At 54.5% G+C, this 23,597-nt stretch carries 23 protein-coding genes and 1 pseudogene; 9 read left to right on the top strand and 15 right to left on the bottom strand.

The window, feature by feature from the left end:
• Positions 1-91 precede the first annotated feature (91 nt).
• Genes leuC through COMA1_RS05510 form a run of 3 tightly spaced genes read left to right on the top strand, consistent with a single transcriptional unit; the run spans position 92 to position 2,493 of the window.
• On the top strand, positions 92-1,495 hold the full coding sequence (gene leuC, locus COMA1_RS05520) for a 3-isopropylmalate dehydratase large subunit (RefSeq protein ID WP_090744925.1): 1,404 nt from the start codon (positions 92-94) through the stop codon (positions 1,493-1,495).
• 8 nt (positions 1,496-1,503) lie between these two features.
• Positions 1,504-2,127: a 3-isopropylmalate dehydratase small subunit gene (leuD, locus tag COMA1_RS05515; RefSeq protein ID WP_090744922.1), complete on the top strand. Its 624-nt coding sequence runs from the start codon at positions 1,504-1,506 to the stop codon at positions 2,125-2,127.
• 15 nt (positions 2,128-2,142) lie between these two features.
• Complete coding sequence (locus COMA1_RS05510) at positions 2,143-2,493, top strand: hypothetical protein (protein ID WP_090744918.1); 351 nt, start codon at positions 2,143-2,145, stop codon at positions 2,491-2,493.
• A 14-nt stretch (positions 2,494-2,507) separates the two neighbouring features.
• Here COMA1_RS05510 and corA read toward each other — a convergent pair whose 3' ends face one another.
• The gene (gene corA, locus COMA1_RS05505) at positions 2,508-3,563 is read right to left on the bottom strand and encodes a magnesium/cobalt transporter CorA (RefSeq protein WP_090744915.1); all 1,056 of its coding nucleotides are present in this window, start codon (positions 3,561-3,563) and stop codon (positions 2,508-2,510) included.
• A 94-nt stretch (positions 3,564-3,657) separates the two neighbouring features.
• Here corA and COMA1_RS05500 point away from each other — a divergent pair, with 94 nt between their 5' ends.
• Positions 3,658-4,452, top strand: a complete 795-nt coding sequence (locus COMA1_RS05500; RefSeq protein ID WP_176697870.1) for a 3'(2'),5'-bisphosphate nucleotidase CysQ — start codon at positions 3,658-3,660, stop codon at positions 4,450-4,452.
• A 26-nt stretch (positions 4,453-4,478) separates the two neighbouring features.
• Here COMA1_RS05500 and COMA1_RS05495 read toward each other — a convergent pair whose 3' ends face one another.
• Positions 4,479-5,636, bottom strand: a complete 1,158-nt coding sequence (locus tag COMA1_RS05495) for a pyridoxal phosphate-dependent aminotransferase (protein ID WP_090744909.1) — start codon at positions 5,634-5,636, stop codon at positions 4,479-4,481.
• Positions 5,637-6,695: 1,059 nt separating this feature from the next.
• Here COMA1_RS05495 and COMA1_RS05485 point away from each other — a divergent pair.
• A complete protein-coding gene (locus tag COMA1_RS05485; RefSeq protein WP_176697869.1) occupies positions 6,696-7,187 on the top strand; it encodes an LEA/WHy family protein in 492 nt (163 codons plus the stop codon).
• Between the two features lie 107 nt (positions 7,188-7,294).
• Here COMA1_RS05485 and COMA1_RS05480 read toward each other — a convergent pair whose 3' ends face one another.
• Complete coding sequence (locus COMA1_RS05480; protein WP_090744900.1) at positions 7,295-7,912, bottom strand: PEP-CTERM sorting domain-containing protein; 618 nt, start codon at positions 7,910-7,912, stop codon at positions 7,295-7,297.
• A gap of 353 nt (positions 7,913-8,265) precedes the next feature.
• Between COMA1_RS05480 and COMA1_RS05475 the strand changes: the two genes are divergently transcribed.
• Positions 8,266-9,392, top strand: a protein-coding gene (locus COMA1_RS05475; protein ID WP_090744497.1) for an IS3 family transposase whose coding sequence is annotated in 2 segments (ribosomal slippage) — positions 8,266-8,521 and positions 8,521-9,392 — 1,128 coding nt in all. Because the reading frame shifts where the segments join, the coding sequence is not laid out codon by codon here.
• A gap of 378 nt (positions 9,393-9,770) precedes the next feature.
• Complete coding sequence (locus tag COMA1_RS05470) at positions 9,771-10,502, top strand: queuosine precursor transporter (protein WP_090744897.1); 732 nt, start codon at positions 9,771-9,773, stop codon at positions 10,500-10,502.
• A 376-nt stretch (positions 10,503-10,878) separates the two neighbouring features.
• On the opposite strand, the gene COMA1_RS05465 is transcribed toward COMA1_RS05470, so the two are convergent.
• The 12 genes and pseudogenes from COMA1_RS05465 to hpnR all read right to left on the bottom strand — a co-directional run bounded on the left by COMA1_RS05465 (position 10,879) and on the right by hpnR (position 22,724).
• A complete protein-coding gene (locus COMA1_RS05465) occupies positions 10,879-11,970 on the bottom strand; it encodes a DUF3800 domain-containing protein (protein WP_090744894.1) in 1,092 nt (363 codons plus the stop codon).
• Between the two features lie 328 nt (positions 11,971-12,298).
• Positions 12,299-12,919: a peptide-methionine (S)-S-oxide reductase MsrA gene (gene msrA / locus COMA1_RS05460; protein ID WP_090744891.1), complete on the bottom strand. Its 621-nt coding sequence runs from the start codon at positions 12,917-12,919 to the stop codon at positions 12,299-12,301.
• Positions 12,920-13,046: 127 nt separating this feature from the next.
• A complete protein-coding gene (locus tag COMA1_RS05455) occupies positions 13,047-13,589 on the bottom strand; it encodes an SLOG cluster 4 domain-containing protein (RefSeq protein WP_090744888.1) in 543 nt (180 codons plus the stop codon).
• A 30-nt stretch (positions 13,590-13,619) separates the two neighbouring features.
• Positions 13,620-15,257: a tetratricopeptide repeat protein gene (locus tag COMA1_RS05450; RefSeq protein ID WP_090744885.1), complete on the bottom strand. Its 1,638-nt coding sequence runs from the start codon at positions 15,255-15,257 to the stop codon at positions 13,620-13,622.
• 151 nt (positions 15,258-15,408) lie between these two features.
• Complete coding sequence (locus COMA1_RS05445; RefSeq protein WP_090744882.1) at positions 15,409-16,083, bottom strand: hypothetical protein; 675 nt, start codon at positions 16,081-16,083, stop codon at positions 15,409-15,411.
• A gap of 122 nt (positions 16,084-16,205) precedes the next feature.
• Positions 16,206-17,549: a TldD/PmbA family protein gene (locus COMA1_RS05440; RefSeq protein ID WP_090744879.1), complete on the bottom strand. Its 1,344-nt coding sequence runs from the start codon at positions 17,547-17,549 to the stop codon at positions 16,206-16,208.
• Positions 17,546-19,003 carry a TldD/PmbA family protein gene (locus tag COMA1_RS05435; protein ID WP_090744876.1) on the bottom strand — a complete coding sequence of 486 codons (1,458 nt, stop codon included), beginning with the start codon at positions 19,001-19,003 and terminating at the stop codon, positions 17,546-17,548. The genes COMA1_RS05440 and COMA1_RS05435 overlap by 4 nt, the downstream gene beginning before the upstream one ends.
• A 241-nt stretch (positions 19,004-19,244) precedes the next feature.
• A pseudogene (locus tag COMA1_RS05430) lies at positions 19,245-19,505 on the bottom strand (HepT-like ribonuclease domain-containing protein); the annotation flags it as partial.
• Positions 19,506-19,569: 64 nt separating this feature from the next.
• Positions 19,570-19,887: a nucleotidyltransferase family protein gene (locus COMA1_RS05425; protein ID WP_090744874.1), complete on the bottom strand. Its 318-nt coding sequence runs from the start codon at positions 19,885-19,887 to the stop codon at positions 19,570-19,572.
• Between the two features lie 237 nt (positions 19,888-20,124).
• A complete protein-coding gene (locus COMA1_RS05420) occupies positions 20,125-20,835 on the bottom strand; it encodes a hypothetical protein (RefSeq protein WP_090744871.1) in 711 nt (236 codons plus the stop codon).
• Positions 20,836-21,004: 169 nt separating this feature from the next.
• Positions 21,005-21,106, bottom strand: coding sequence for a complement resistance protein TraT (locus COMA1_RS21355; protein WP_218055309.1), 102 nt, complete (start codon positions 21,104-21,106; stop codon positions 21,005-21,007).
• Positions 21,107-21,176: 70 nt separating this feature from the next.
• Positions 21,177-22,724, bottom strand: coding sequence for a hopanoid C-3 methylase HpnR (gene hpnR, locus COMA1_RS05415; protein ID WP_090744868.1), 1,548 nt, complete (start codon positions 22,722-22,724; stop codon positions 21,177-21,179).
• A 125-nt stretch (positions 22,725-22,849) separates the two neighbouring features.
• Between hpnR and COMA1_RS20560 the strand changes: the two genes are divergently transcribed.
• Together COMA1_RS20560 and COMA1_RS05405 are read left to right on the top strand one after the other, a co-directional pair.
• Positions 22,850-23,335: a transcriptional regulator gene (locus tag COMA1_RS20560; RefSeq protein ID WP_141654231.1), complete on the top strand. Its 486-nt coding sequence runs from the start codon at positions 22,850-22,852 to the stop codon at positions 23,333-23,335.
• Positions 23,332-23,553: an outer membrane protein assembly factor BamD gene (locus COMA1_RS05405; RefSeq protein ID WP_090744863.1), complete on the top strand. Its 222-nt coding sequence runs from the start codon at positions 23,332-23,334 to the stop codon at positions 23,551-23,553. The genes COMA1_RS20560 and COMA1_RS05405 overlap by 4 nt, the downstream gene beginning before the upstream one ends.
• Positions 23,554-23,597 lie beyond the last annotated feature (44 nt).

Raw genomic sequence — 23,597 nt, 5'->3', positions numbered from 1 at the left:
GGGGGGAAGGGCAAGCGGGATAGGCACCTTGTCAAGACCATAGGCCTTCTCTGTATAATAGGGGTCCCACTTTACAAAAACAGGAGCACTGATGGCGGGCAAGACACTGTTCGACAAAATTTGGGAGTCGCATGTCGTTCGAGCGGAACCAGATGGGACCACCCTCCTGTACATCGACCGGCAACTCGTACACGAGGTGACGTCGCCGCAAGCCTTTGAGGGGTTGAAGCTTGCCGGCCGGCGTCCACGCCGCCCGGCGGCCACACTGGCGGTACCGGATCACAATGTTCCTACGACCGACCGGACACTGCCGATTGCCGATCACATCAGCGCGAAGCAGATTCAAACCCTTGAGGAAAACTGTCGCGACTTTGGTATTACCTTCTTTGGTATGGACGACATCCGACAAGGCGTGGTCCACGTCATCGGCCCTGAACAGGGGTTCACGCTTCCCGGAACGACGATCGTGTGCGGAGATTCTCATACGTCGACCCACGGAGCGTTTGGAGCCTTAGCCTTCGGCATCGGGACCAGCGAAGTCGAGCATGTCTTGGCCACACAGTGCTTGGTACAGAAGCGGCCCAAGACGATGGAAGTGCGGGTTGAGGGGGCCCTTTCTGATCGCTGCTCGGCTAAGGATATTATTTTGGCGATTATCGGGAAGATCGGAACGGCCGGGGGGACTGGGTACGTCATCGAATACACAGGATCAGCGATTCGCGCACTGAGTATGGAAGGACGCATGACCCTGTGCAACATGTCCATCGAGGGAGGAGCCCGCGCTGGACTCGTGGCCCCTGATGAAAAAACGATCGCCTATGTGAAGGGACGTCCACTAACTCCGAGAGGAACGTTGTTCGAACAGGCGGTTCAAGCATGGCAATCCCTCAAGACCGACCAAGATGCCAGCTATGATGCTGTCGTGACCCTGCGAGCGGAAGAGATCGCGCCGCAAGTCAGCTGGGGAACGAGCCCCGGAATGGTGCTGGGGGTGGATCAAAAAATTCCAGACCCGAGAACGATCGTTGATGTCAAAACCAAGAGTGCGACGGAACGGGCATTGAACTACATGGGGTTATCTCCTAATACACCGATCACTGACATCAAAGTCGACAAGGTCTTCATTGGTTCCTGCACCAACTCGCGTATTGAAGACTTGCGGTTGGCGGCCAGCCTGGCCAAAGGTCGGAAGGTGGCGACATCCGTGCATGCCATGGTGGTCCCAGGGTCCGGTCTCGTCAAACAACAGGCCGAGGCGGAAGGGCTTGATCGTGTGTTTCGTGACGCAGGATTTGAATGGCGGGAGGCAGGGTGCAGTATGTGCCTGGCGATGAATGCCGATGTGCTGCAGCCAGGAGAACGTTGTGCCTCCACCAGCAATCGCAACTTCGAGGGACGCCAAGGCGCAGGCGGGAGAACCCACTTGGTCTCCCCTGCCATGGCAGTGGCGGCGGCTATCGAAGGACACTTCGTCGATATTCGACATTGGAGCTGAGGTCGTTTATGGAACCGTTTACCACTCTCACTGGTCTCGTGGCCCCATTGGATCAAATCAATGTGGACACCGACCAAATTATTCCGAAGCAATTTTTAAAGACGATCAAACGGACCGGGCTCCGCGAAGGTCTCTTTTTCGACTGGAGAAAGACAAAGGATGGATCCCCTGATCCTGACTTTTTCTTGAATCAGCCTCGCTATCAAGGGGCATCGATCTTATTGACGCGCGATAATTTTGGATGCGGCTCATCTCGAGAACATGCCCCCTGGGCCCTGTTGGACCAAGGGTTCCGTTGCGTCATCGCCCCAAGTTTTGCCGACATTTTTTACAACAACTGTTTTCAAAACGGCATTCTTCCCGTGGTGCTGAAAGCAGACGAAGTATTGGCGCTCATGAAGCATGCCGTTGAGACCGAGGGATACCGGCTTACAGTCGATCTCGCCAACCAGACGGTGACGACGCCGGAGAAAACAGTCTATCGGTTTGAGATCGATCCCTTCCGCAAGGATTGTCTCTACCGGGGTCTTGATTCGATCGGCTTGACGCTCCAACACGAGCAGTCCATCTCAGCCTACGAGACTCGTCGAAAGACTGAGGCCCCCTGGCTCTTCGGCGACCTTCACGCGTAACGAGGGAGACATCTGGTGAAAGCAGTGAAAGTATTGTTGACTATCCTCGTGTTTCTTGGTGCGGCCTATCTCATCGTTGTATTCAACTGGACGTATTCCGATGGAAACCGAGCCGGGTACATCCAAAAATTCTCCTCGAAGGGGTGGGTGTGCAAAACACATGAGGGAGAGTTGGCCATGACCACGGTACCTGGGACCGCACCGGTCCTGTGGCCGTTTACAATCTGGGACGACAAAGTCGCCGATCAATTGAACGACATGATGGGAAAGCGCGTGATCCTACACTATAAGGAGTATCGTTATATCCCCACCACCTGCTTCGGGGACACGACCTATTTTGTCGATAAAGTGGAAGTTCAGGAGTAGCCAAGCCTTACCGCTTACAGCCACTTTTTCAAACGGAACCCGATCAGCATGATCGCGGCGACGATGCCCATGATGCCGAGCGCCATGGGATAGCCCCATGCCCACTTCAACTCGGGCATATGTTCGAAATTCATCCCATAGATGCCGGCGATGAAACTGAGCGGCATGAAAATCGTCGTGATCACCGTCAGGACCCGCATGACGGCATTCAGGCGATAGCTTACGCTGGATAAATAGATATCGAGGCTGGCTGAAACCATTTCACGTAGGGTCTCAATCGTGTCCACAATCTGCACCACATGGTCATAGACATCCCGGAAAAAGAGTTTCATCGGCTCATGCAGGAACGGGCATTCCGAACGCGAGAGATTGTTCATCGCTTCCCGTAACGGCCACACAGCCCGACGCACAAAGAGCAGTTGCCGTTTCAGCGCATGGATGTCTTGTAGTGTCTCAGGCTTCGGATCGGCGATCACCCGTTCCTGAAGCGATTCAATGCGTTCGCCGAGCATTTCGAGCACGGTAAAATACTGGTCCACCACGGCATCGATCAACGCGTACATAAGATAGTCCGAGCCATTTTGACGCAGTCGGCCCTTGCCGCCTTTGAGGCGATCCCGAACGGCGCCAAACACATCCGTCCCGTTCTCCTGAAACGAGAGCACATAGTTCCGTCCGAGAACAAAACTAACCTGTTCAACCAGAATATCTCCTCGGTCGGAGGTCATCAGCATCTTCATCACAAGAAACAAGTATGTCTCGTAGTCATCCAGCTTGGGACGCTGATCGGTGTTGGCAATATCTTCCAGCAGAAGCGGATGGAGGCCGAAGTGTTTGCCGAATCCTTCCAGCACCTCAACCTTGTGGACACCACCGACATTGACCCAGGTCACCGTCTCATCCGCTGGTGGGCGAAGGGTCTCCATGTCCGTCACAACCTGCTCGTCGCAGTGCGTACCGGCATAGTTGAAGCGAGTCACGGTCACGGAGTTCGTACGTGTCTCACCAATGTGGATTAGAGTCCCGGGAGACAGGCCGGTCTTCTTCGAACGCTTCTGGACTAACTTCATGATAGCGAGCTTGTACGCAGATTCCTGTGGAACGTCAAGCCAAGAACTGGCGCGTTCCTTTTCATTCAATCATAAGCCTGGTAATCTGCCAGTCATGAAATGGCCTCGAGAGCTTGAACAACTTGAAGCAGCGATGCGAGCGGCCGGCTCAGAGGCCTTGCGGTTGGCGACTGAGGGATTCGAGACGATCAGAAAACCAGACCAGTCTCCGGTCACATCGGCGGACCTCGCGGTCAACCGGATTCTTCACGCACAGCTGCTCTCAGCGTTTCCCCACGACGGATGGCTATCGGAAGAATCCCCGGATGATGCCAGTCGACTGCAGAAAGATCGGATCTGGGTAGTCGATCCCATTGATGGGACCAAAGCCTTCATCAACAGAGTTCCGGAATTTTGCATTTCCGTCGCCCTCATCGAGCAGGGTCTTCCCATCGTGGCCGCCATCTATAACCCTTCGACCAACGAACTCTTCAGTGCAATCCGAGGCGAAGGACTTCGACTGAACCACGAGTCAATCGATTCACGGCCTACCAACGCCGGACACCTCCCGGTGATTGCGCTGGGTCCATGGGAGCGTCAAACTGGTCGTTTTGCGGCTTTCGATTCATCCACTCAACATCGTCCGATGCTTTCCATCGCCTGGGCCCTCGCGCTGATGGCATGCGGCCGCATCGATGCGGTGGCCACATTTGAACCCGAAAATGAGTGGGATGTCGCGGCTGGAGTCCTATTGATCAATGAAGCTGGCGGAACAATTACTGATGGAAGCGGGCAGACTCTGACGTTCAACCAACCAACCCCGCGGTACCGTGGAATCATCGCCACGAGCCCTTGCTGTCCCGCGTCTCTCAGTCGAGCATTGGCGAGCCTTGCTCCCACATCTGGCTAGTCAGGTTCATTCACTACCTTGGGTAGCTACATTCCATCTTGCGTCAGCCGCCGACAGGCCTCCTCCAGATCCTGATCCGTCTTGGCATAACTGAATCGGATAAAATCAGCCCCGACCTTGCTCGTGAAAAAGGCTTCCCCTGGCACGCCGGCGACCCTGGTTTTGCCTAACAGAGACATCGCGCGCGCCTTCCCCGTCAGGCCAGGAAGATGGGAGACATCCGCTAAGACGTAATAGGCGCCTTGGGGAATGGATGGAGTGATTCCAGCTTGAGATAACGCCCGACAGAATTTCTCACGCTTCCCCTGATACTCCTGCCGCAAGCCTTCGTAGAAACTATCCGGCAATTCACGAATCCCCCGCGCCACACCCATCTGCAACGGCGCTGGCGCACAGACGTAGAGCAAATCGTTCATGGCGCCGATGGCTTGTGCCCACTGTCGTGAGGCGACGCTGTACCCGATCCGCCAGCCCGTCACACTGAACGTCTTGGAGTATCCGCCAATCGTGATGGTTCGCTCCGCCATCTCCGGCAATGAGGCCATGCTGACATGGCGTCGTCCGTCATAGAGGAAGTATTCATAGATTTCATCCGTCAAGACGAAGAGGTCATGCCGGCAGGCAAATTCCGCCAATGCCTCGAGTTCAGATTGGCTATAGACCCTCCCGGATGGGTTGCCCGGTGAATTGACGATGATAGCCTTCGTTTTAGCTGTCACGGCTTCCTCTAACTGGGTCATCGAATAGGACCAAATCGGAGGCTGCATGGAAACCGTGACCGGAACCGCTTCGACCGCCACAAGGGCACTGATGTGGTATTGGTAGTAGGGCTCAAACAGAATGACCTCATCGCCGGGATTCAGCAGGGCAGCACAGGCGGAATGGAAGGCTCCCGTCGCACCGGCGCTGACGGTAATGTCGGTTTCCGGGTCAGCCTTCATCCGGTTATACCGCTCTAGCTTCTCGGCGATGGCCTGCCGGAGGTACGGCAACCCGTCGAAGCGCGTATAGACGTTATAGCCATCATGAATCGCCCGCTCAGCTCCTTCGAGCACGACCGGTGGAACCGGCGTATCACAGACGCCCTGAGCCATATTGAGGCCCTTAGCTTCAGCGCAGGCCTGAGTCATGGCTCGAATTTCTGACTGAGCCAAATCCGTCATCCGTCGACTGACTGTACGCATCACGATACTCCTTCTTTTCTATTCCGAACTGCTGTCTTTTCTGTCAGAGGATTGTGCCAACGTCAAGATGGGCAAGATAGGATGGGAGGCTTCGACCGCACACTAGATATCGGATCCATATAGTTTTGAGGACCGTCGGAAGAATCATCCCCCCAGCTCGCCTGACCCCTTGGAGTGTTCATCATGGCGACCGTGACGACCGATGTGGTGGCTAAAAAAGCATATGCCCCCCTTAGCCTTATGCCACCGTTGTTCGGATCCTCGCATAAAACATCATATGTCCCCGCATAACTGTATTTTCCGTAGACAAGGGATCCGACCTCCGGTGTCATGGCCCACGAGCCTACAAATAAACGACATAACGCCAATCCTGTGCGGAAGAGTCTAACCATAGACCTGTTGCCGAAGAGTGCGCCAGCTAACTACACTAGCACGTCAGTCCAAACAGTGGCGACCGATCAGAACTTCCTACAAGGCCGCATCATGCGACTCGCTCTTGCTTCCATCTTGGCCCTGCTCACTGGATGTGCAGAATCTCGCCTCAATGACGGGCTAGATCCCGACTCTAGGACCAGTACCACGTACAACCAAATTGGCACTGTACAGACCGAGGGACGCAGGACCCTATATGAGCAGGCCCGTGAGGGGCTACGACAATCTCGTGAACGCTATGTTGCAACCACCCGCCCAGTCCTTGAGCGCAAGTTGCGACAGGAACACCCAGATTTGGCCGAGACGGAAATCGAGGCGATGGTCAATGAGGCCCTGGCGAAAGGCGAGCACCCCGAGACGGAGCCGCGACCAGAGGGTCCGGCCAGGCTCCCTCCGCCACGTCCAGCGAACTGTTTACCTCCCCCAGGGAGCTGGCCGTCCAATCCAAATTGCTACTAATGAGTACGCAGCTATTGAAGTTAGTCGAGTTCCGTACGCTAACGAGCGACCATGATGCTGCGACGCGCAGAGCAAGGCTTGCTCTCAACCTATGACCACTCCCTCTGAATACCCGAGCACCATACTGCACGTGGCTTTTCCGTAGATGCTCTTGCTATGATGATATCTATGCGACTTCACCGAGCAGCCTCGTTCCTTTTCGCCATGGCTTTCCTGCTGGCTGGCTGCGCCTCCTGGTTCCTAAAAGGTGAAGCACCCGAGGTGCTCGTCACCAACGTCACCCCGTTGGACGCGACGATCTTCGAACAACGCCTCCGTGTCGATCTCCGGGTCCGCAATCCCAACGATTTTGATTATCACCTGACAGGCATCGATTTTACGTTGAATCTGAACGGGAACCGTCTGGCCCGTGGCCTTGGGGGCAAGGAGCTCACCATTCCCCGGTTGGGTGATGCCGTAATGACTATCGAGACCACGACGTCCACGCTCGACATCGTGCGCCAACTGTTTCAATTCTCTCAGAAACAGGAACTGATGTACGACATCAAGGGTGTGCTACATAGCTCGGAAGGACGATTGCCGTTCACCAATGCCGGCACGCTTGTTGAGCCGGGCATGTTCTCCGGCTCGCCAACAGATTCTTCTACAAGTCCGAAATAGCGTGCACAAGGCCGGAAAAGGGTAGCAGGGGTCTTAACTTCTAGGGATGTCACTTGGCAAGAAGAGCTCTTATTGCCTCCGTCCCTCGAATCATTTAGCAATATCTTCTACACGGAATGTGCAAATAGTCGCTTGACCATACGACTTATTCCTAGACTCAACACACCCATGACAAGAAGCGCACTCGTGGATGGCTCAGGAACTGCTGTCACGATAAGCTGCGACGGATGACCATAATTAAACTCCATGGAACTGAAGAGCACTCCACCACCCTCGTCTGCTCGCAGGTTGAACGCAAGATACGGCGCGTGGGTATTAGCCACAAACGATGTGACATCAAAGAATGCGTCTTGTCCAAAGTCCAATCCTGGAGGAAGCGTGAGGGTGCCAAGAAAGGACCCGGCATTAGCATCTGTGATATCAAGCGGAGCAATTGATGTTCCATATCCGTAAATGTCTATCGTCGAATCCCAAATAGGCAAGCCGTATGGATTCACTGAAAGCATTGCATTCGTCACCACACTGGGGATTGCCGATGTAGAAAACTTTATTGCGCCCTGTATATAACCGCTGGCCCCAACATAGTCACCATCGGAAACCGTATTGCAGCCATCACAGGTATAGAGGGATCCGTCGCTGACTGGAGTAAGGGTGACCGGCGAAGCGACGGCTGCCGCGACAAAGACGACATTAAGAACAGCTGGGAGCAAGAATTGAAGTTTCATGGACTCCTCCAATTTGGACAAAGATTCTTCGATTCTCTTCTTTACCCAAGATGCGTAGGTCTAGGCATTCCCATAATGGATGCACGTTGAGCAAGGTATGGCTTAGGATTCTTCCTTTACACTGTCTTCGCAGTTCGCTTTTCCACAGATGGGTCGGTAACCACATATCGTTGTTTGTGTTCCATAGTATTGTAGGGCCACGTTATAGACACATTTCATTCCTCCGTCAATCATCAACAGTCAGAGTATTCTTCACGAGGCTAGAGAGGGCTTCGGAAATTCGGACAGTGTGATAAGTGGGAGCCTGGCTTCACCAACGCCACCGGAAGGTGGCGACACAAAGGAGCGAGGCAATGAAACGCACGAGACGGAATCACGGAGCCACCTTTAAAGCACAGGTGGCGTTGGCCGCGGTCAAAGGGGATAAGACCCTGGCCGAATTGGCCGAGCAATTCAGCGTCCACCCCACCCAGATCACAGAATGGAAACAGCAGTTGCTGGCGCGAGCCTCGGACGTATTTGGTGGGACGAAACCATCAGCGGAGGCTCCGGATCTCAAGACCCTGCACGCGAAGATCGGGCAACTGACCTTGGAGAATGATTTTTTAGAAGGCGCGCTCACCAAGGCCGGCTTGCTGAGCGCAAAGCGATGATCGATCGCACGCATCCCTTGCCGGTTGTGCGGCAATGCCAACTCCTGCAGCTGGCCCGCTCGACCGCCTATTACCAGCTGACGCCGACCTCCGAGACGACGCTGGCGTTGATGCGGCGGATTGACGAGCTGCATCTGAACTATCCCTTTGCCGGGGCTCGGATGCTGCGCGATCTGTTACAGCAGGAGGGCCATGCCATTGGGCGACGCCAGGTGGTCACCCTCATGCGCAGGATGGGGATTGAGGCGCTGTATCGGAAACCGCATCTGAGTCGGCGGCATCCGGCCCACACCATCTACCCGTATCTCCTCCGTGATCTCACGATCTGTCGTCCCAATCATGTCTGGGCGGCCGATATCACCTATATTCCGATGCGACGCGGCTTCGTGTATCTCTTCGCTATCTTGGACTGGGCCAGTCGCCGAGTGTTGGCTTGGCGGCTCTCCAATACGTTGACCACGGACTTCTGTCTCGACGCCGTGCGAGAGGCGATCACGCAGCATGGCTGCCCCGAGATCTTCAACACGGATCAAGGGTGCCAGTTCACCAGCCAGGAGTTCACGGGACTCTTGAAAGACCACGGCATTCAGATCAGCATGGACGGCAAAGGCTGCTGGCGGGATAACGTCTTCGTGGAACGGTTGTGGAGAAGCCTGAAATATGAGGAGGTCTATTTGCACGCGTATGACACGGTCAGCACTGCCTATCAGGGGCTGGAGCGCTATCTGCTGTTCTACAACCAGACCCGACCGCATCAGGCGCTTGATGGCCAGACGCCCGACCAGGTCTATTATGACAATCTGACCACACGACGGACTGCCGCGTAGTCAGCAATCCGCCAGGCGCCACTTATGAACTGGTAAAAACTGTCCAACCAACCGGAGCCACCTCTGCTGAGTCACCTCATATCCCATTCTAATCCTCCGCTTATTGGCAATATGCGGGAATTCTCGAGGCAGCCAGATGTTTGGCAAAAGCACTTGTTGCCGCCATGAATGATACTGGTCTACGCACCTCGTGATAGTCTTGGGAGACTGTAACTCCAGTAAGACTTTTGGATTCGCTAGTTCTTGTTGAGTGGCCGATCGACTGTACAAGCCGCCTCAGCTATCCGAAGACCACGCTGAGTTCCAGATTTGGATTGCAAGGACGGGCACCCGCATCGGGCAAATAGGATCGCAGAGCAAGAGAGGCCTGGTCCACCAATGACCGCGCACGCTGAACCACCCAAGCCAGAACTCGTCGCTAATAGACGCCACTACCGCTACTACGATCTCGTTATGGCGGGCTTCGTGACGGTACTGCTCTGCTCGAACCTGATTGGGCCCGGCAAGACCTGCATTCTCTTCGGCCTCACGTTCGGCGCCGGGAACCTCTTCTTCCCGATCTCCTACATCTTCGGTGACGTGTTGACCGAGGTCTATGGCTACGCGCGCACGCGCAAAGTCATCTGGGCGGGCTTCATCTCAATGATCTTCGCAACAATCATGGGGCTCTTCGTGATCCACATGCCGGGGGACCCGGATGAACCCTTCAATGCCGTCATCCAACCCGCCCTGGAAGTCGTCTTCGGGAACACAGGACGGATCGTCATTGCCTCGATGATCGCTTACTGGTGCGGCGACTTCATAAACAGCTATGTCATGGCGAAGATGAAAGTCTGGACCGATGGGCGTCATCTCTGGACCCGCACGATCGGCTCAACCGCAGTCGGCCAACTGGTCGACAGCGCCCTCTTCTATCCGATCGCCTTTCTTGGGACCTGGCAGGCTGGGACGATGATGAAGGTTATCGCTTTCAACTGGGCGTTCAAGGTCTCCGTTGAGATCGTCTTCACGCCGGTGACCTACGCGATCGTAGGCTGGCTCAAGCGCCAGGAGAACGAGGACTGGTACGACAGGCAGACGAACTTCACGCCGTTCTCGTTGAAGGACTGAGGTCTCGAAGCGCCGAACACTGCGCTGAACGATAGCACCGAGAAACCATACGGTGATCTAAAAAGTATCCGACCCGCGTAAGTTTGGCTCTTCTCAACCATCATAGATTCAAGGATACCGGTATAACGCTCTGATCTGAAGAAACGGATCGTAACTCTTCAAATGATTGCTCGCTGGTATACACAGGACAAGCCTCGACCTCACTACCTATTTCTTATAGCGATCTGAAGCTGAGACAAAGGAGCAGAGTGCAGTTTTGGTTTCACGAGCAACCCGTTCGGACAGTCCCGCGTTTCACCTTCGGTCGCCTGTCGATTATGAACTTGCTCTCTGCCCCTAGTACTTTTTGAAGTCTCCCCTCAATCAGGGTTCTACATCATAGCCTTATGTGGACTGCGAGATCTCCGATGGATCCATCGGCATTGGGACTCATAGCAACCCCTAAGCGTGTTAAAACATAATCTGCCAACTCATCTTTATGGTTAGAGGTACTCGATCCACGGCTTAGAACACGGTTCGCACTACCTGCGATAAGATCTGCCATCTGAAGAAAAATATTACTTTTTGAGTCTAGGGCAACGCATCTTTGCACAAACAGTTTTCCGCCATATATGCTTGCTGCTGCTTGCTTAAGTTTCATTTCTAGATTTGCAGTGAGCAATTTATCGGCGCCGACTTCTTCAAGGTCCTTCCATACATCAAGAATGCGTGGAAGCGGAGCCCTGCTTGTCAAAATCTCGTGATCAATACCTCTTGTAATGAGAAGATAGAACAGATCATCAAGGGCAACTTTGGAATTCTTAATCCCTGCCCTTTCGACCGAGATGAATTTAAAACTTATCGTTACGCCTTGTGTAATAAAAATATCGACTAGTTCTTTATAAATAGGCAGGTCTTCCTTACTAACTTTAGAAAAGTGAAATTCGTGTGCAAACTTCCTTTTTTGTTTTAACTCGCTGGAAGCGAGCTGTAGCTTGAGGGCATCCTCACCGCCCGATAGAAACCATAGACTGCCCACAATTAGATTGGGCGAATCTTTCCCACTTTCATCTAGGAACACCGCATAAACGGGATGGTCAGGAGTTTCAATAGCCTTTTCTCTCTCATCCTCCTCAAGCGTGCCACGTATTTCCCGCACAGCCGGATCCGCTTGAAACAATCGGTACGAGTTCTGAATCCTTGCGCGTGCCCTCACTAGGGAATGAAGCCGTGGGAGTCTATACAGATCGTCCAACTTCACATAATCGCCATTAAGAATACCTTTTTCAAATGTTCGCCAATATCGAATCTGTAGTGCGATATCCGAGTTTCTAGTGTCCGGGTGATGATTCATCAACCATGCAACTCGGTGATGCATGCTAGATAGTGAGGAAGAAGCGATACGAGCCAGAAGAGCTTGCTTCTCTCGTTCTATTCGCTCTTCTTTACTCTCCTTCTTGGCAATCTTCTGTTCTTCAACTTTTGACATCGCATTCTCAATTGAGACGACAGAAACATGGCTCTTGGACCTCTAAACTTTAATATGAACAACGCTATCGTTCATGCAAAGCGTATATTACCCTGTTGCGAGCTTCAGAATTCGGGCCACCTCACCTCTTGCTCTGTGCCCTGGTGCGACTGAATGCTGGGCTACCGATGGATGAAGGCAAGGCATAAAGACTCTGCAGAATCCCCGATTCCCAGACAAAGCGGTCTAACTCTGGGCCCCATTGTCTGATTGCCTCGCACCGACATTACGTAAGATAACAAGTTTGACATCAACTGTATCCCGTCGGTTGAGTTGAATGGATATTGTGCTACGGCTTCCCCCACAGGGCTTCCAACCGGTTGGCTCTTCCGCAGCCATATTTGTAGTACTTATAGCGCAGCGGATTCTTCTTGTAGTAATCCTGGTGATAGTCTTCGGCTGAATAGAAGGTCGCCGCAGGGACGAGCTGGGTCACGATTGGCGCAGGAAATTTCCTGGCTTGCTCGATTGCGGATTTCGATTCTTCCGCTTGTCGCTTTTCCTCCTCGTTTGAATAGAACACGGCAGATCGGTACTGAGTCCCGTGATCGCAAAACTGCGCGTTGGGCGTAAGCGGGTCCACATTGTGCCAGAAGGCATCGAGGAGCTTCTGGTAGGTGACCTTTGTTGGGTCATAGATAACTTCAACAGATTCCGCATGGCCCGTCCGTCCGGCAGACACCTCCTCATAGGTCGGATTGGCCGCAGTACCCCCCATATACCCTGAGACAACACTGACGACACCCTCCACCTTTTCAAACGCTTCTTCCATGCACCAGAAACAGCCACCGGCAAAATATGCCTTGGCGCTTGGAGATGCGCCTGGCGCTTCCGCAAGTGGGACCTGTGCGAGAAGCGTGCATACGATAATTCCGATGGCCAGAGCTATGAACCGCCGTTGAGTTGTCATGTTGGTATCCTCCTCCCTTATCGTCGTCGCGGAGGCTCCATTCTTACATCGCCAGACAGCACACTTCGCAGAATCGTTGTCGCACTACGTGACCCAAGAACGAAGATGGCATGCGCTGGTTGTCCGGTTACACCGGCAGATACCCATAGGTGTCCTGTGCCGTACGGTGTGCCCGTCGTTGCCGTTTGTCCATCAGCTTCATGATGAGCTCGATCGCTTCTTCCGGCGTAGCTGCTGCATTGACCAGTCGCTTGTCGAGTTTGCGGAAAAATGTCACATCCGCATCCGATGCCGCGACGAGAATGACGGGTTTCCCGGCCTTGACCGCCAGGGCCACTTCGGAGACGGTCCCGGACCCGCTCAATCCGCATACCACCACGACATGGCTAGTCAACACGTTGATGTTGTTCCGACCACTGCCCATTTCGGTGATGATGGACACGTCGACATGCCGAGACACCTTGTCCTTCGCCGTCGGTAAGATACCGATGGTCAGGCTGCCCCCAACCCGTTTGGCGCCTTCACAGGCAGCTTCCATGACGCCCACGTCTTTCCCGCCCGTCAGCACCACCCAGCCGCGTCGCGCAATAAACTCGCCAAGGATTCGCGCATTATCGAGATCCTTCTTCGGTGCCTTGGCTGGTCCCATTACTCCAACGATAAATCGCATCCCTACCTCCACCTCTGCATATCCAACCTCTCAAAAACGAGAGGCAACCAGGTTCACATCGGCATATGCCCATGCCCGCTTCCATTGCTGCTCCACCTCGTTCGCCTCGCGATCCTTGCGTTGAGCGCGAAGGCTCTGCATCAGCCCGTACTCAGCCCATCCATTGTGTGGATTCTTGATCAGATCGGCTCGATAGACCGATTCCGCCTCCTGAGCTCTGCCAGCCTTCTGCAGAACGACACCCAAATAGTGCCTAACTGGAAGGGGCCAGAACGATGGCTCCGAATACGGTAGGGCGTCCTCCAATTTGATGGCCTCCCGAAGGGCTGTGATTGCCGCATCATAGTGCTTGTGATGAACGGCAATTTCTCCGGCAAGCAGTCGCTCGGCAATCTGAATGAGCGCCCGCTCGGTTCGCTCCTCGCTTGTCTGGTGTCGCGCGAATCGTTTTGCCAACGCCGCCAATGCGACATGCTCTCCTTCGGCTCCAGGCCCCCTGCCGGATGCCATCAACGCCATTCCCCTTCCCAATCGCCAGATGGCTTGTTTGAGTCGGAACGTGTTCGGTGGAGGCAATTCTTGGAGCAGCGCGTCCCACTGTCCAAACCGGATCATCGACCACAGTGGCACAGGCCGGTACAAGTCCTTGGATACATCTTGCCGTACTTCCGTTTCCCTGATCGTCCCCATTAATTGTCGTGCAACCTTCATGGCTTCGACGCTTCGCCCCTCCATGATCAACGACGCCCAGAGAAAATGGAGGTTGTGCCGGTAATAGCCATCAGCCTCATCCCCACGAGATGATCTCCCAGCCAAGTCGCGTCGGTCGATTTCAGCAGCCTGTGCATTGTCTTCCACGGCTTCATGATAACGACCGAGTCGCATATGGATATGCGCCGGCATATGAACGAGATGTCCGGCCCCTGGCATCAACGCTGGTAGGCGTTCTGCGCAACCCAAGGCTCGTTCTGGAGTCAATGACGCTTCCATGGCATGGATATAGTAGTGACAGGCTCCAGGGTGATTCGGTACACGCGCAAGAACCGTCTCCAGCGTTGTGACAAGTTCCTCTGTCCCGGACTTCGGCTTTCCATGGACGGTCCAGAAATCCCAGGGATGGAGATCCATGAGGGCTTCGGCAAACAAGACTCCGGCATCGGGATCCTCCGGAAATTGTTTCCAGAGGACTCGCATCGCATCCGCATAAGCCTTGTCCAGTATCGCTCGTGTGGGTCCCTTCAGGGTGTAGCGCTTGCCGATGGCAGTGATATAGGCCTGTTCGGCGAGGGTCACATGGGCACTGTAGGATCGGGCTTTCTGCAGAGCCTCCCAAGCCCGGCGCTCATCTGTCTTGTCCATGGCTGCGTTGATATTTGGCCCGAGCGCAAGTGCGATGCCCCAGTAGGCCATCGCGGCAGAAGGATCAAGTTTCGCTGCTTGCTCAAACGCCCGGATTGCCTCCTCATGGTTAAAACCGTAGACGAGCCGCAACCCTTGGTCAAAGTATCGTTGTGCATCCTTAGAATGGGTGGTGATTGGGTGGTGCAGAGTCCCGAGATTCTCGAAGAGAGGGACTCGATTCGCAGCTTGTTCACCTGCTCCCGCGGACTCTAGGACAGATAGACTAAGACAGAGTACGACACAGGAGGAGAGTCGACGAGTCATCATCGTTAGAGTCTTAGCAGACGAGACCAGTACCTGACTAGAGGATGAGGGAACACAGGCCCCATCTCACCATTACTCATGGACTAGGCTCGTGTTTGGCTTGCCGGGAAATTGAAGTCAGGATACAGGCAGGACAACTGATGAAGGTTTAGCGCTAGAGGTTGAGCGACGGGCCTTCAGCTTCCTGATGGGGAAACGGACGTTCATTTCCTTGCGGGTGAGTTTGTGCTTCACCGACTGCCGGCTTCTTTCGACCGACACGGTTTCTCTTCACCGTCGCAGCCGCTGTGCCGTTGGACGTGGTTGAAAACTCTCCCGTTTCGAGTTCTTTCCCTAAATGAACAAGGACCTGCTGTTGAGCACTCACCAACGAGGTCAACTCTTGAATATGCGACGTGAGCCGGGCAATCTCATCCTGTTGGCCGACCAAGCAGGCTCGGAGATCGGCAACTTCTCCTGATTGAACAGGTGTTGGGGTTTGGAGAATCGTAACGTTTGGTGCCAAAGGAGTTGCAGTTACCTGTGCATGTTCTTCAACCGCACTCACGCGTCTCACACTATGGTTACTACCAAAGCGCTCAACTTGGTCACTTCGTTCTTTTGTCCAATCCGGCAGCGCAAGAGGCTTCTTCCTGACTCGAGCGGAAGTGTCCCCTACATATTGCACCACATTCGTAATGAAATTACGGACTTTACTGAGACAGAGCGCCCCTGCCTGAAGCAGAACTTGACCGTAGGCCGGAGGCACCGGTCGTGCTTCATCAATTTGCTTTTGAGACGGAATCCGATGGATTAAGTTGATAGGTTCTTTATTGAAGCGAGGAGGCATCTGGCGGATCCCTTCATTCAGACCTAGTCACCCATGATTAATGTACCTACTCCTCATCGCCTCAAGAGTCAACCTTTTTATTCACTGGAGGCAAAAATATATTCGTATTCATAACTAGTTAGCTAGAACCGGGTCATGCTGGAGAAGGTAAACCGTGGCAAGACCATGGCCGGGACGAGCATTTTCCCTATCTCCGAATTCACGGCTTCCATCGGACGCGTCCAGGCCTCAACCTGTCGAAAGGCCACGAGCGGGCTCTCATGAAAGCGGAAGTTTTTCACGGCAGACACTACCTCCCCCTTCTCTACAAGGAAGGTCCCATCTCGTGTCATGCCGGTCAGCAGCAGGTTGCGATGATTTACAGGCCGGATGTACCAAAAATTCGTGACCAGAATTGCCCGCTCCGAATTCTTCACGAGATCCTGAATGGAGGCCACTGGGAGTCCCTCCACGGATAAGGCCGGAGCGTCCAGAGTCGGGACAGGATCCACGCCATCAGTCTTGGCCGTAAACCGGTTGTGGGCCAGCTGTCGTAAGACTCCATGCTCAATCCAGACCGATGCAAGACTCGGTAAGCCATCCGCCGTAAACCCCTCACCCAATAGATCAGGATGATCTGGACTATTCCGGAGGCTCAATCGTTCATCCACAATGAGACGTCCCAGCTTCCCAGCAAATGGGCTGGTTCCCTTCGCATAGGATTTGGCATCGAGCGACCACATCAGCCACGTCCACAGGCCTGCCACCGCCGCCGGCTCAAGGATCACGGGATACGTCCCTGGTGAGAGCTCCTGCACATCACGGCCGGACTTGGCTTTCTTAATCGCGACCAAGGTCCGCTCCTGAACCTTTAAGTGATCAATCGATCGATGTGCGGCAGCACTCCAACCTGTTGCCTCTCCGGCCTGCACGGTCAAGCTAAACCGGGCATCCCCCCGCTGCTCATAGCCGAAGAGCCCATTGTTTGCAGCAATCCCGACCGCCGTCATCGAGGACGACACCACCCCTGCCGCCAACAGATTCTCCATCCGACACTGACTGATTGCTTCGTTGGTGTACTCCAGCCGGCGGGCTGGCCCCGCCCCAGCAGTCTCAGGTTTTGCCGTCGCTCGCATGGCAAAGGCGCAGGGGTCCGGTGGGGGAAGGTATTCCGGATCGACCGGAGAGACTCTGGCAATCCGCTCAGCCCGAGTCACGGCGTCCTGAATCGCACCAGCCGTGAAATCCGTTGTGCTGGCCGTTCCCTGCCGCCCATCAAACGCAACGCGAACAGATAGTGTCCCGCGTCTCGTATCGACGTTTTGCACAACCTGATTATTGGCAAATCGAGTCGTTCCGGCATGGCGGTCATGAAGGCTGACCATCGTATGATCGGCAGACGAGCGTGTGAAGACGAGATCACTGAGAAAGCGAAACTCCTCACGACTCGTCATGTGCGGCCAGGACTTCCCACTCGCGGCGGTCATGCCTGTCCCTCTCCTCTGATCACCTGTACCTGTCGAAATCTTGCGGTTGACGCGGCATGGGTCATCCAGCCCGATTGACCTGGTTGACCTTTCCCACACGTGATGAACCCGTACCGACGACGAGCTGATCGATCCGCCACGCCGTCGCAGCTGTTCCAGAACTCCGGCGTGATCCCATGATAGATCACGTCCCGCACCATATGAGTCCGTCGACCGTTTTCAATCAGCCAAAACGCGTCCCCGCCGAACTGGAAGTTATACCGCCGCTGATCAATGCTGTACGACCCATGGCCTTCGATGTAGATGCCCCGTTTCACATCGGCAATCAGTTGCTCGACCGTCGCCGCCCCTGGTTCAAGCCCGATATTGGCGATGCGAACGATAGGGACGCTGCCCCATCCATCAGCGCGGTTGGACCCACGGGAACGAGTCGCGCCAATCTTCGGTGCCACTTCTCGATTGGTAGAGTAGCCGACGAAGATCCCGTCTCGAATCACGTCCCATTGCTGGCACGAGACTCCGTCGTCGTCATATCCGGTAGCCGCGAGCGTCTCCGGTTCGGTGTTATCCGCCACGAGGTTCACATACCGAGAGCCATACCGAAAGGTTCCCAATTTCTCCGTCGTCAAAAAACTGGTGCCGGCATAATTGGCTTCGTACCCCAGCGCACGATCAAGTTCACTCGGATGGCCGCAGGATTCATGAATTGTCAAGGAGAGATGTTCCGGGTCGAGTACGAGATCATACTGGCCCGCATCGACCGTGGGAGATCTAACTTTTTCGGCTGCTTGAGCGGCCACACGCGAGGCCTCTCGCCGCAGGTCAGCCTCCTCGATCAATTCATACCCTTGGCGCAGATGAGGCGTATTGAAGCTCCGTGACGCAAACAGGCCATCATGTAACGCGGTTGCGGTACAGTCCCCTTGTTCCGCCAAGAGATCAAACTCCAAGTGAGACCCCTCTGTCGACACAAACAATTTCTGGTCTCGTCTCGCCCAGAGGCTCGCACTGCTTCGTGCGATCCCCTTCTGCCGGTGAAGAATCTCCATGACACTCAACAGTAAGTCGGTTTTCTTCTCGAGCGGGACGCCGAAGGGACTGATGCGATATGGCGTCACGATACGATCACGATGAACCGGCTCCGGAGCTAATCTGACCTTTTCAAGGGCGACAGAGGCAGACCCCTTGGCGATCTCGACGGCCAGATCCGCGACTCGTGGAACTTCCTCCAGTGAGAGAATCGAACTGGCAGCAAATCCCCAAGCTCCGTGATAGAGCACGCGGACCCCGAAGCCGATGTCCCGGATATCTCGAATCGACGCGATTCGACGATCTTCGCCTTCGATCTGTTCTGTTTGGCTGTCTTGAATGCGGATGTCGCCGTACTCGGCACCCGAGGCCGTAATCCGTTTCAGCGCAAGCTCGGCAAATTCATCCCAGGTCGGTGAGCTCATGAGGCTGGTCCTCAGAGTGATGGAAGAGATGGGTCAGTATAACAGGTGGGGAGCAAAACGGTGAGGGTCTCAAAGTCGGATGGACGAGATTGACTTACTGCCGATTCTTCTGATCCGGTCTCAGGTACGAGGTGAACGCGCCTGACCTTGCAGCTTCCTAAGAAAGCTGGCGACTATGAGCTGCGCCGCCGAACGGTTCGCGTGAGAGTCTCGTCATTCCACGTCTCCCCCGCCTTGATGGCTAAGCTTGTTGTGAATCAATAATCCGCTGGATGCTACGCTTCAGTTCCGGAATTTTCTCGAACACCACATCCCATACCAGTTGATAATCCACTCCAAAGTAACTGTGGATCAGGCGGTCTCGCATCTGAGCCATCGGACGCCACGCAACCTCGGGATGCGATGCCCGGAACTCAGCGGGCAAGTTCTTCACTGCTTCGCCGATAATCTCCAAGCTGCGCACGAACGCACGTCGCAGCGTCTGATCGACTACAAATCGCTCATAGGTAAGCGTCCGACTCTAATCGAGGAGATACTCGACTTCCGCGAGGATATGCCGCAGATAGTCATGCGGCTCGAAGGACATCCGTTGCCTCGGCCAAAATGTGTGGCCCGATAAACGGTGAGAGTGACTCCGTAGTGATCACTTCCACCCGATGCTGCAACGTGTCTTCCAGCAGATCCGCCAGCTCCATGAAGCGATCGAATGTCTTTTCATTCGGAGCGAACTCGATAAGCACATCAACATCACTGTCGGGGCGAGCCTCGTTACGAAGTACGGACCCGAAGAGTGCCAGCCGACGAATACCAAGGCCCCGAATCTTTGACTCAATGGCGTGAAGTCGCCGAATTGCTTCATCACGGGTGAGAGAACTTGTGCTCATATGGAGAATATATACGAAATATCCGACTGATGCGAGACGGAAAGGCTGGTACTGCGTTGACCAGGCCGTGGAGAAGCGAAGCTGGTGGGGAGTTCTTGAGTTTGCCCAGCTCTCCCGCTTGATTTGCTGATGGGAATGCAACCTCAAGAAGTGACCCCGATATCACTTCTGGTGCGGGTTAGCCTTGTGTTACGGAACAGATTTAAGCAAATCATTGACTGAAGCCTTAAGAACTTCTCATGAGGTTCTGCACGTCGCATCGTCAAAATTTGCTCTAGTAGTTACTTCGACCCAAGGATGAACAACATTCCGCGATTCTCGGAGGGCGTGGCTGAATTTTCCCCTATCACTCTTAAGCCAACCGACATCTACAGCTACATCGATTAGGGAGCCAAGAGTCCAATCTTGGAGGGCAGGGGCTTTCCCATTTCTATCCTTTGGTGCTTTTCCGGACTGATACGCGATCGCCGGAGTCAGCGTGGCTCTAGCTAGAAGCAAAGCCTCTAGAATGCTACCCATCATGATTATAGCGGACGTGTGGCACTCGATATGCGCGCACTTCTGCGCCTCTCTCCACCTACGGCCAATCGAATCATTAAGGTTTGGAACGGACGACGTAAGATTTGATACATCTGGAGGCGCGAAGATTTCCTTCTTTGGTTTGGTGACGCCACCGGCATCAAGGAACTTCAGAGCGCTACGGATATGGCCAGCCAAAGCTTCCAAGCGAACTCGGCGGCTTTGTGTCTGAAAGTCTTCGTCGTTGTCGAACTGGGTTAGGAAGTTCGGAGAAAGCCCAGCCACATTTTCAATGACATGGCGTGCTTCACGCACCTTTGCGTCTACTTCACGAAGCCCACCAAATTGCTCAGTGGCAGCCGCCCCACTTGCAAGAGAAACTTCAGCCAAGATTCCACGGAGAAGGGTGATTGCTTCCGAGTGTTCCATAGTCAGACAAGATAATTTGGAAGGCTAACAATGTTTAGACCGACCTGCATAAAAGCCGGATCTGCCCAATTCTGTCTGTAAGACACACCACTACGGTTCAGGAATAATACGCCATACCCTTGCCGTTCAATGAGTTGAGTCTGCGAACGGGTCTTTATGCGGAATCGAGCTAAAACAACCCCGCAATCCCGGTGGCGATTTTCTCTTGGACGATTGGAGTGGCTTCAGGAATGTCCAAACTTTTTTGCCGCACGTGGCCCACCATTCGCATCAGTTACACCATCACGCCACTGGATGACGGCGACCCGAACGGCTGACCGAGCGATTTGCCGAAGCAGCGATCAGACCGCCGTGGTGCCCATGCGAGTCTCGTCGACGAAGGTTTCTGTTGCGTCGTCGATGTTTCGACCCTGGCGACCTTTGGCCGGCAGGATGTACAGCTGTTTCGCATCGACCTTTTCTTTGTGCTCCGGTGGCGGCGTCATCTCGTAGACCACTGGTCGGCGGTGATCCGCTAATTGCAGCTCGGGATTGTAGACGCTGTTGAACTTCCACAGCATCTTGATGAAATTGGTCTGCCCCCGCATCAAATGCCCTGCCGCAATCTTTGCCGTACCTTTCAGCGCAGCCCAACCCAGGTGCTTCTTGTTCAACACCTGTTGCGTCTTGACCAGCTCTGCATAAAACTCCGGCAGCGGCATTTTGGTCGGCATGACGGCATGCTGAATGTCGAACAGGCGGTAATCCCGAGTATGCATCTTGCGAGATTCCGTCACCCAGCTCTCCGTGCCGGGATACGGCGTATTGACGCTGATATTTACAATCTCCGGAATGTCCAGGCACCACTGCCGCACGACTTCGAACCGTTCCCGATCCCAGTCGGGGTCTGCGATCAAATTGATGGCCACAGTAATGCCGAGGGAGCGGGCGAATTCAAGCGCCTCGAAGTTCCGCCCCAATGAAATGCGTTTCCGGTGCATCTTAAGGCCTTCGGCATCGATAGCCTCAACGCCCAAGAACATGTACTGCAGGCCGAGCGTCTTCCAGAATTGAAAGACTTCCTTATTGCGCAGGAGCACGTCGCCCCGCGTCTCCATGTAGTACTGTTTCTTGATGCCACGCCGCGCGACCGCTTCGCCGATCTCCATGCCCTGCTTGCCTTGAATGAAGGCCACATCGTCGACCAGGAAGATGCCTGGCTCTTGCACCTGCTCCAATTCCTCGACCGCTTTCTCCGGACTGACCATGCGATAGCTGCGGCCATAGAACGTCCAGGCGCTGCAGAAGGAACAATCCCAGGGACAGCCTCGTGCGAATTCGACGGAGGCACAGGGGTCCAGTACACCGATGAAGTATTTGTGCCGGTTTCGCAATAGGTCGCGTGCCGGACGGACGTTGTCGAGATTCTCGATAAATTGTGCCGGCGGTCCTTCGCCGTCGAGCGTGACAACGCCGGGAACCTTTGTAATGGCCTTGCGGTCTTGCTCCACTGCTTCTAACAGCTTAGGGGTGGCGACTTCGCCTTCGCCTTTGAGAACACAATCGATGGCCCCATTCCCATGCTCCAAGAAATCCTTGGCCACGAAGGAAGCGCTATGTCCCCCGACAAAGACGAAGGCATGCGGCAACTCCTTTTTCGTCAATTTCGCAAGGTCCACGACCTCAGGAACATTGGCCAAATAGTTACAGGCGAATGCGACTGCGTCGGGTTTCCAGGAACGGATCAACGCCTCATAGTCTTTCCATGTGTCTGCCTGCAGATCGATCAGACGAACATCGTGACCAGCCTGGCGGCATGCTTGGGCCACCATCTCCAGGCCAAGCGGCTCCAGGCGGAGATAAATCTTGGTGTACATGAGCGGACCGGGATGAACTGCGAGGAACTTCATGAGCCCCAACCTCCTCGTCTATAAAGCGCTGAGCCAGGTCAAACCATTCGTGAATACGAAGGACTCGTCCGACCCACTTGGTTGATCGTGATATGACAGCCGATGCGGGGATGCATTCTGACAGAATGAACACTGCTGTGCAACCAGTGGGACCCCATAAGCTCCGACAACTTCAGATGATTTCCCATGAATCTGGGGAGGGCACTCTGGCTTTTCTTGGCATGAGTGCCTACCATATCCCCATGCCGTCTCCCGAACAGACCACACGACAGCGCATCATTGAACTCCTGACCGGCGCTCCGATGGCGAGCCATCAACTCGCCCGTGCCCTGAGCATCGCCGAGCGGCTGGTAGAGGAACACCTTGCGCATGTGGTAAAAACGGTTGCTCGAGACCGGTCACGGCGATTTCTCCGTGAACCATCCAGCTGCATGGACTGTGGATTCATGTTTCGCGACCGTACGCGCCTAACGCGACCAAGCCGTTGCCCGCAATGTCGAAGTGAAGGGATTACTCCCCCACGCTACCATATTGAATCACTCGCATCTGGCACGACGCATGACAGCCTGATGGCGTCACGCCGGAGCAATAGTGGGAAAGGATCTATATGAAGACAGCACGTCTCGTCCTCTGTGCCCTCTGCATTACCGTCTTATTCGGCTGTTCCGACAAGGCAAAAGAGCTGCTGGAGACTGCCGCGTTCGAAGAAAGCCAAAGCAATTTTCCGCACGCACTGGAGATCTACCAGGAATTGGCTCGGACCTATCCTGAAAGTAGAGAAGGGGAAATTGCGCGGGCTCGGATCGCCGATCTAAAATCCAGGCAATAGCCACTGTCGTACTGCATCAGGAGCCTGACCTCGCCCTTCCGTGA

The sequence above is a fragment of the Candidatus Nitrospira nitrosa genome (assembly GCF_001458735.1).
Lineage (GTDB): Bacteria > Nitrospirota > Nitrospiria > Nitrospirales > Nitrospiraceae > Nitrospira_D > Nitrospira_D nitrosa.
This window is presented reverse-complemented; position numbering and strand designations above follow the sequence as displayed.

Coding starts and splice junctions, on each gene's coding strand:
- COMA1_RS05485 (WP_176697869.1), top strand. CDS start 6,696: ATGCGACTTCACCGAGCAGCCTCGTTCCTTTTCGCCATGGCTTTCCTG.
- COMA1_RS05480 (WP_090744900.1), bottom strand. CDS start 7,912: ATGAAACTTCAATTCTTGCTCCCAGCTGTTCTTAATGTCGTCTTTGTC.
- COMA1_RS05470 (WP_090744897.1), top strand. CDS start 9,771: ATGACCGCGCACGCTGAACCACCCAAGCCAGAACTCGTCGCTAATAGA.
- COMA1_RS05420 (WP_090744871.1), bottom strand. CDS start 20,835: ATGGAACACTCGGAAGCAATCACCCTTCTCCGTGGAATCTTGGCTGAA.
- leuD (WP_090744922.1), top strand. CDS start 1,504: ATGGAACCGTTTACCACTCTCACTGGTCTCGTGGCCCCATTGGATCAA.
- COMA1_RS05440 (WP_090744879.1), bottom strand. CDS start 17,549: ATGACCGCCGCGAGTGGGAAGTCCTGGCCGCACATGACGAGTCGTGAG.
- leuC (WP_090744925.1), top strand. CDS start 92: ATGGCGGGCAAGACACTGTTCGACAAAATTTGGGAGTCGCATGTCGTT.
- COMA1_RS05465 (WP_090744894.1), bottom strand. CDS start 11,970: ATGTCAAAAGTTGAAGAACAGAAGATTGCCAAGAAGGAGAGTAAAGAA.
- COMA1_RS05435 (WP_090744876.1), bottom strand. CDS start 19,003: ATGAGCTCACCGACCTGGGATGAATTTGCCGAGCTTGCGCTGAAACGG.
- COMA1_RS05495 (WP_090744909.1), bottom strand. CDS start 5,636: ATGCGTACAGTCAGTCGACGGATGACGGATTTGGCTCAGTCAGAAATT.
- COMA1_RS05405 (WP_090744863.1), top strand. CDS start 23,332: ATGAAGACAGCACGTCTCGTCCTCTGTGCCCTCTGCATTACCGTCTTA.
- corA (WP_090744915.1), bottom strand. CDS start 3,563: ATGAAGTTAGTCCAGAAGCGTTCGAAGAAGACCGGCCTGTCTCCCGGG.
- COMA1_RS05455 (WP_090744888.1), bottom strand. CDS start 13,589: ATGCGATTTATCGTTGGAGTAATGGGACCAGCCAAGGCACCGAAGAAG.
- COMA1_RS05445 (WP_090744882.1), bottom strand. CDS start 16,083: ATGCCTCCTCGCTTCAATAAAGAACCTATCAACTTAATCCATCGGATT.
- COMA1_RS05500 (WP_176697870.1), top strand. CDS start 3,658: ATGAAATGGCCTCGAGAGCTTGAACAACTTGAAGCAGCGATGCGAGCG.
- COMA1_RS20560 (WP_141654231.1), top strand. CDS start 22,850: ATGAACACTGCTGTGCAACCAGTGGGACCCCATAAGCTCCGACAACTT.
- COMA1_RS21355 (WP_218055309.1), bottom strand. CDS start 21,106: ATGCGAATGGTGGGCCACGTGCGGCAAAAAAGTTTGGACATTCCTGAA.
- msrA (WP_090744891.1), bottom strand. CDS start 12,919: ATGACAACTCAACGGCGGTTCATAGCTCTGGCCATCGGAATTATCGTA.
- hpnR (WP_090744868.1), bottom strand. CDS start 22,724: ATGAAGTTCCTCGCAGTTCATCCCGGTCCGCTCATGTACACCAAGATT.
- COMA1_RS05450 (WP_090744885.1), bottom strand. CDS start 15,257: ATGATGACTCGTCGACTCTCCTCCTGTGTCGTACTCTGTCTTAGTCTA.
- COMA1_RS05425 (WP_090744874.1), bottom strand. CDS start 19,887: ATGAGCACAAGTTCTCTCACCCGTGATGAAGCAATTCGGCGACTTCAC.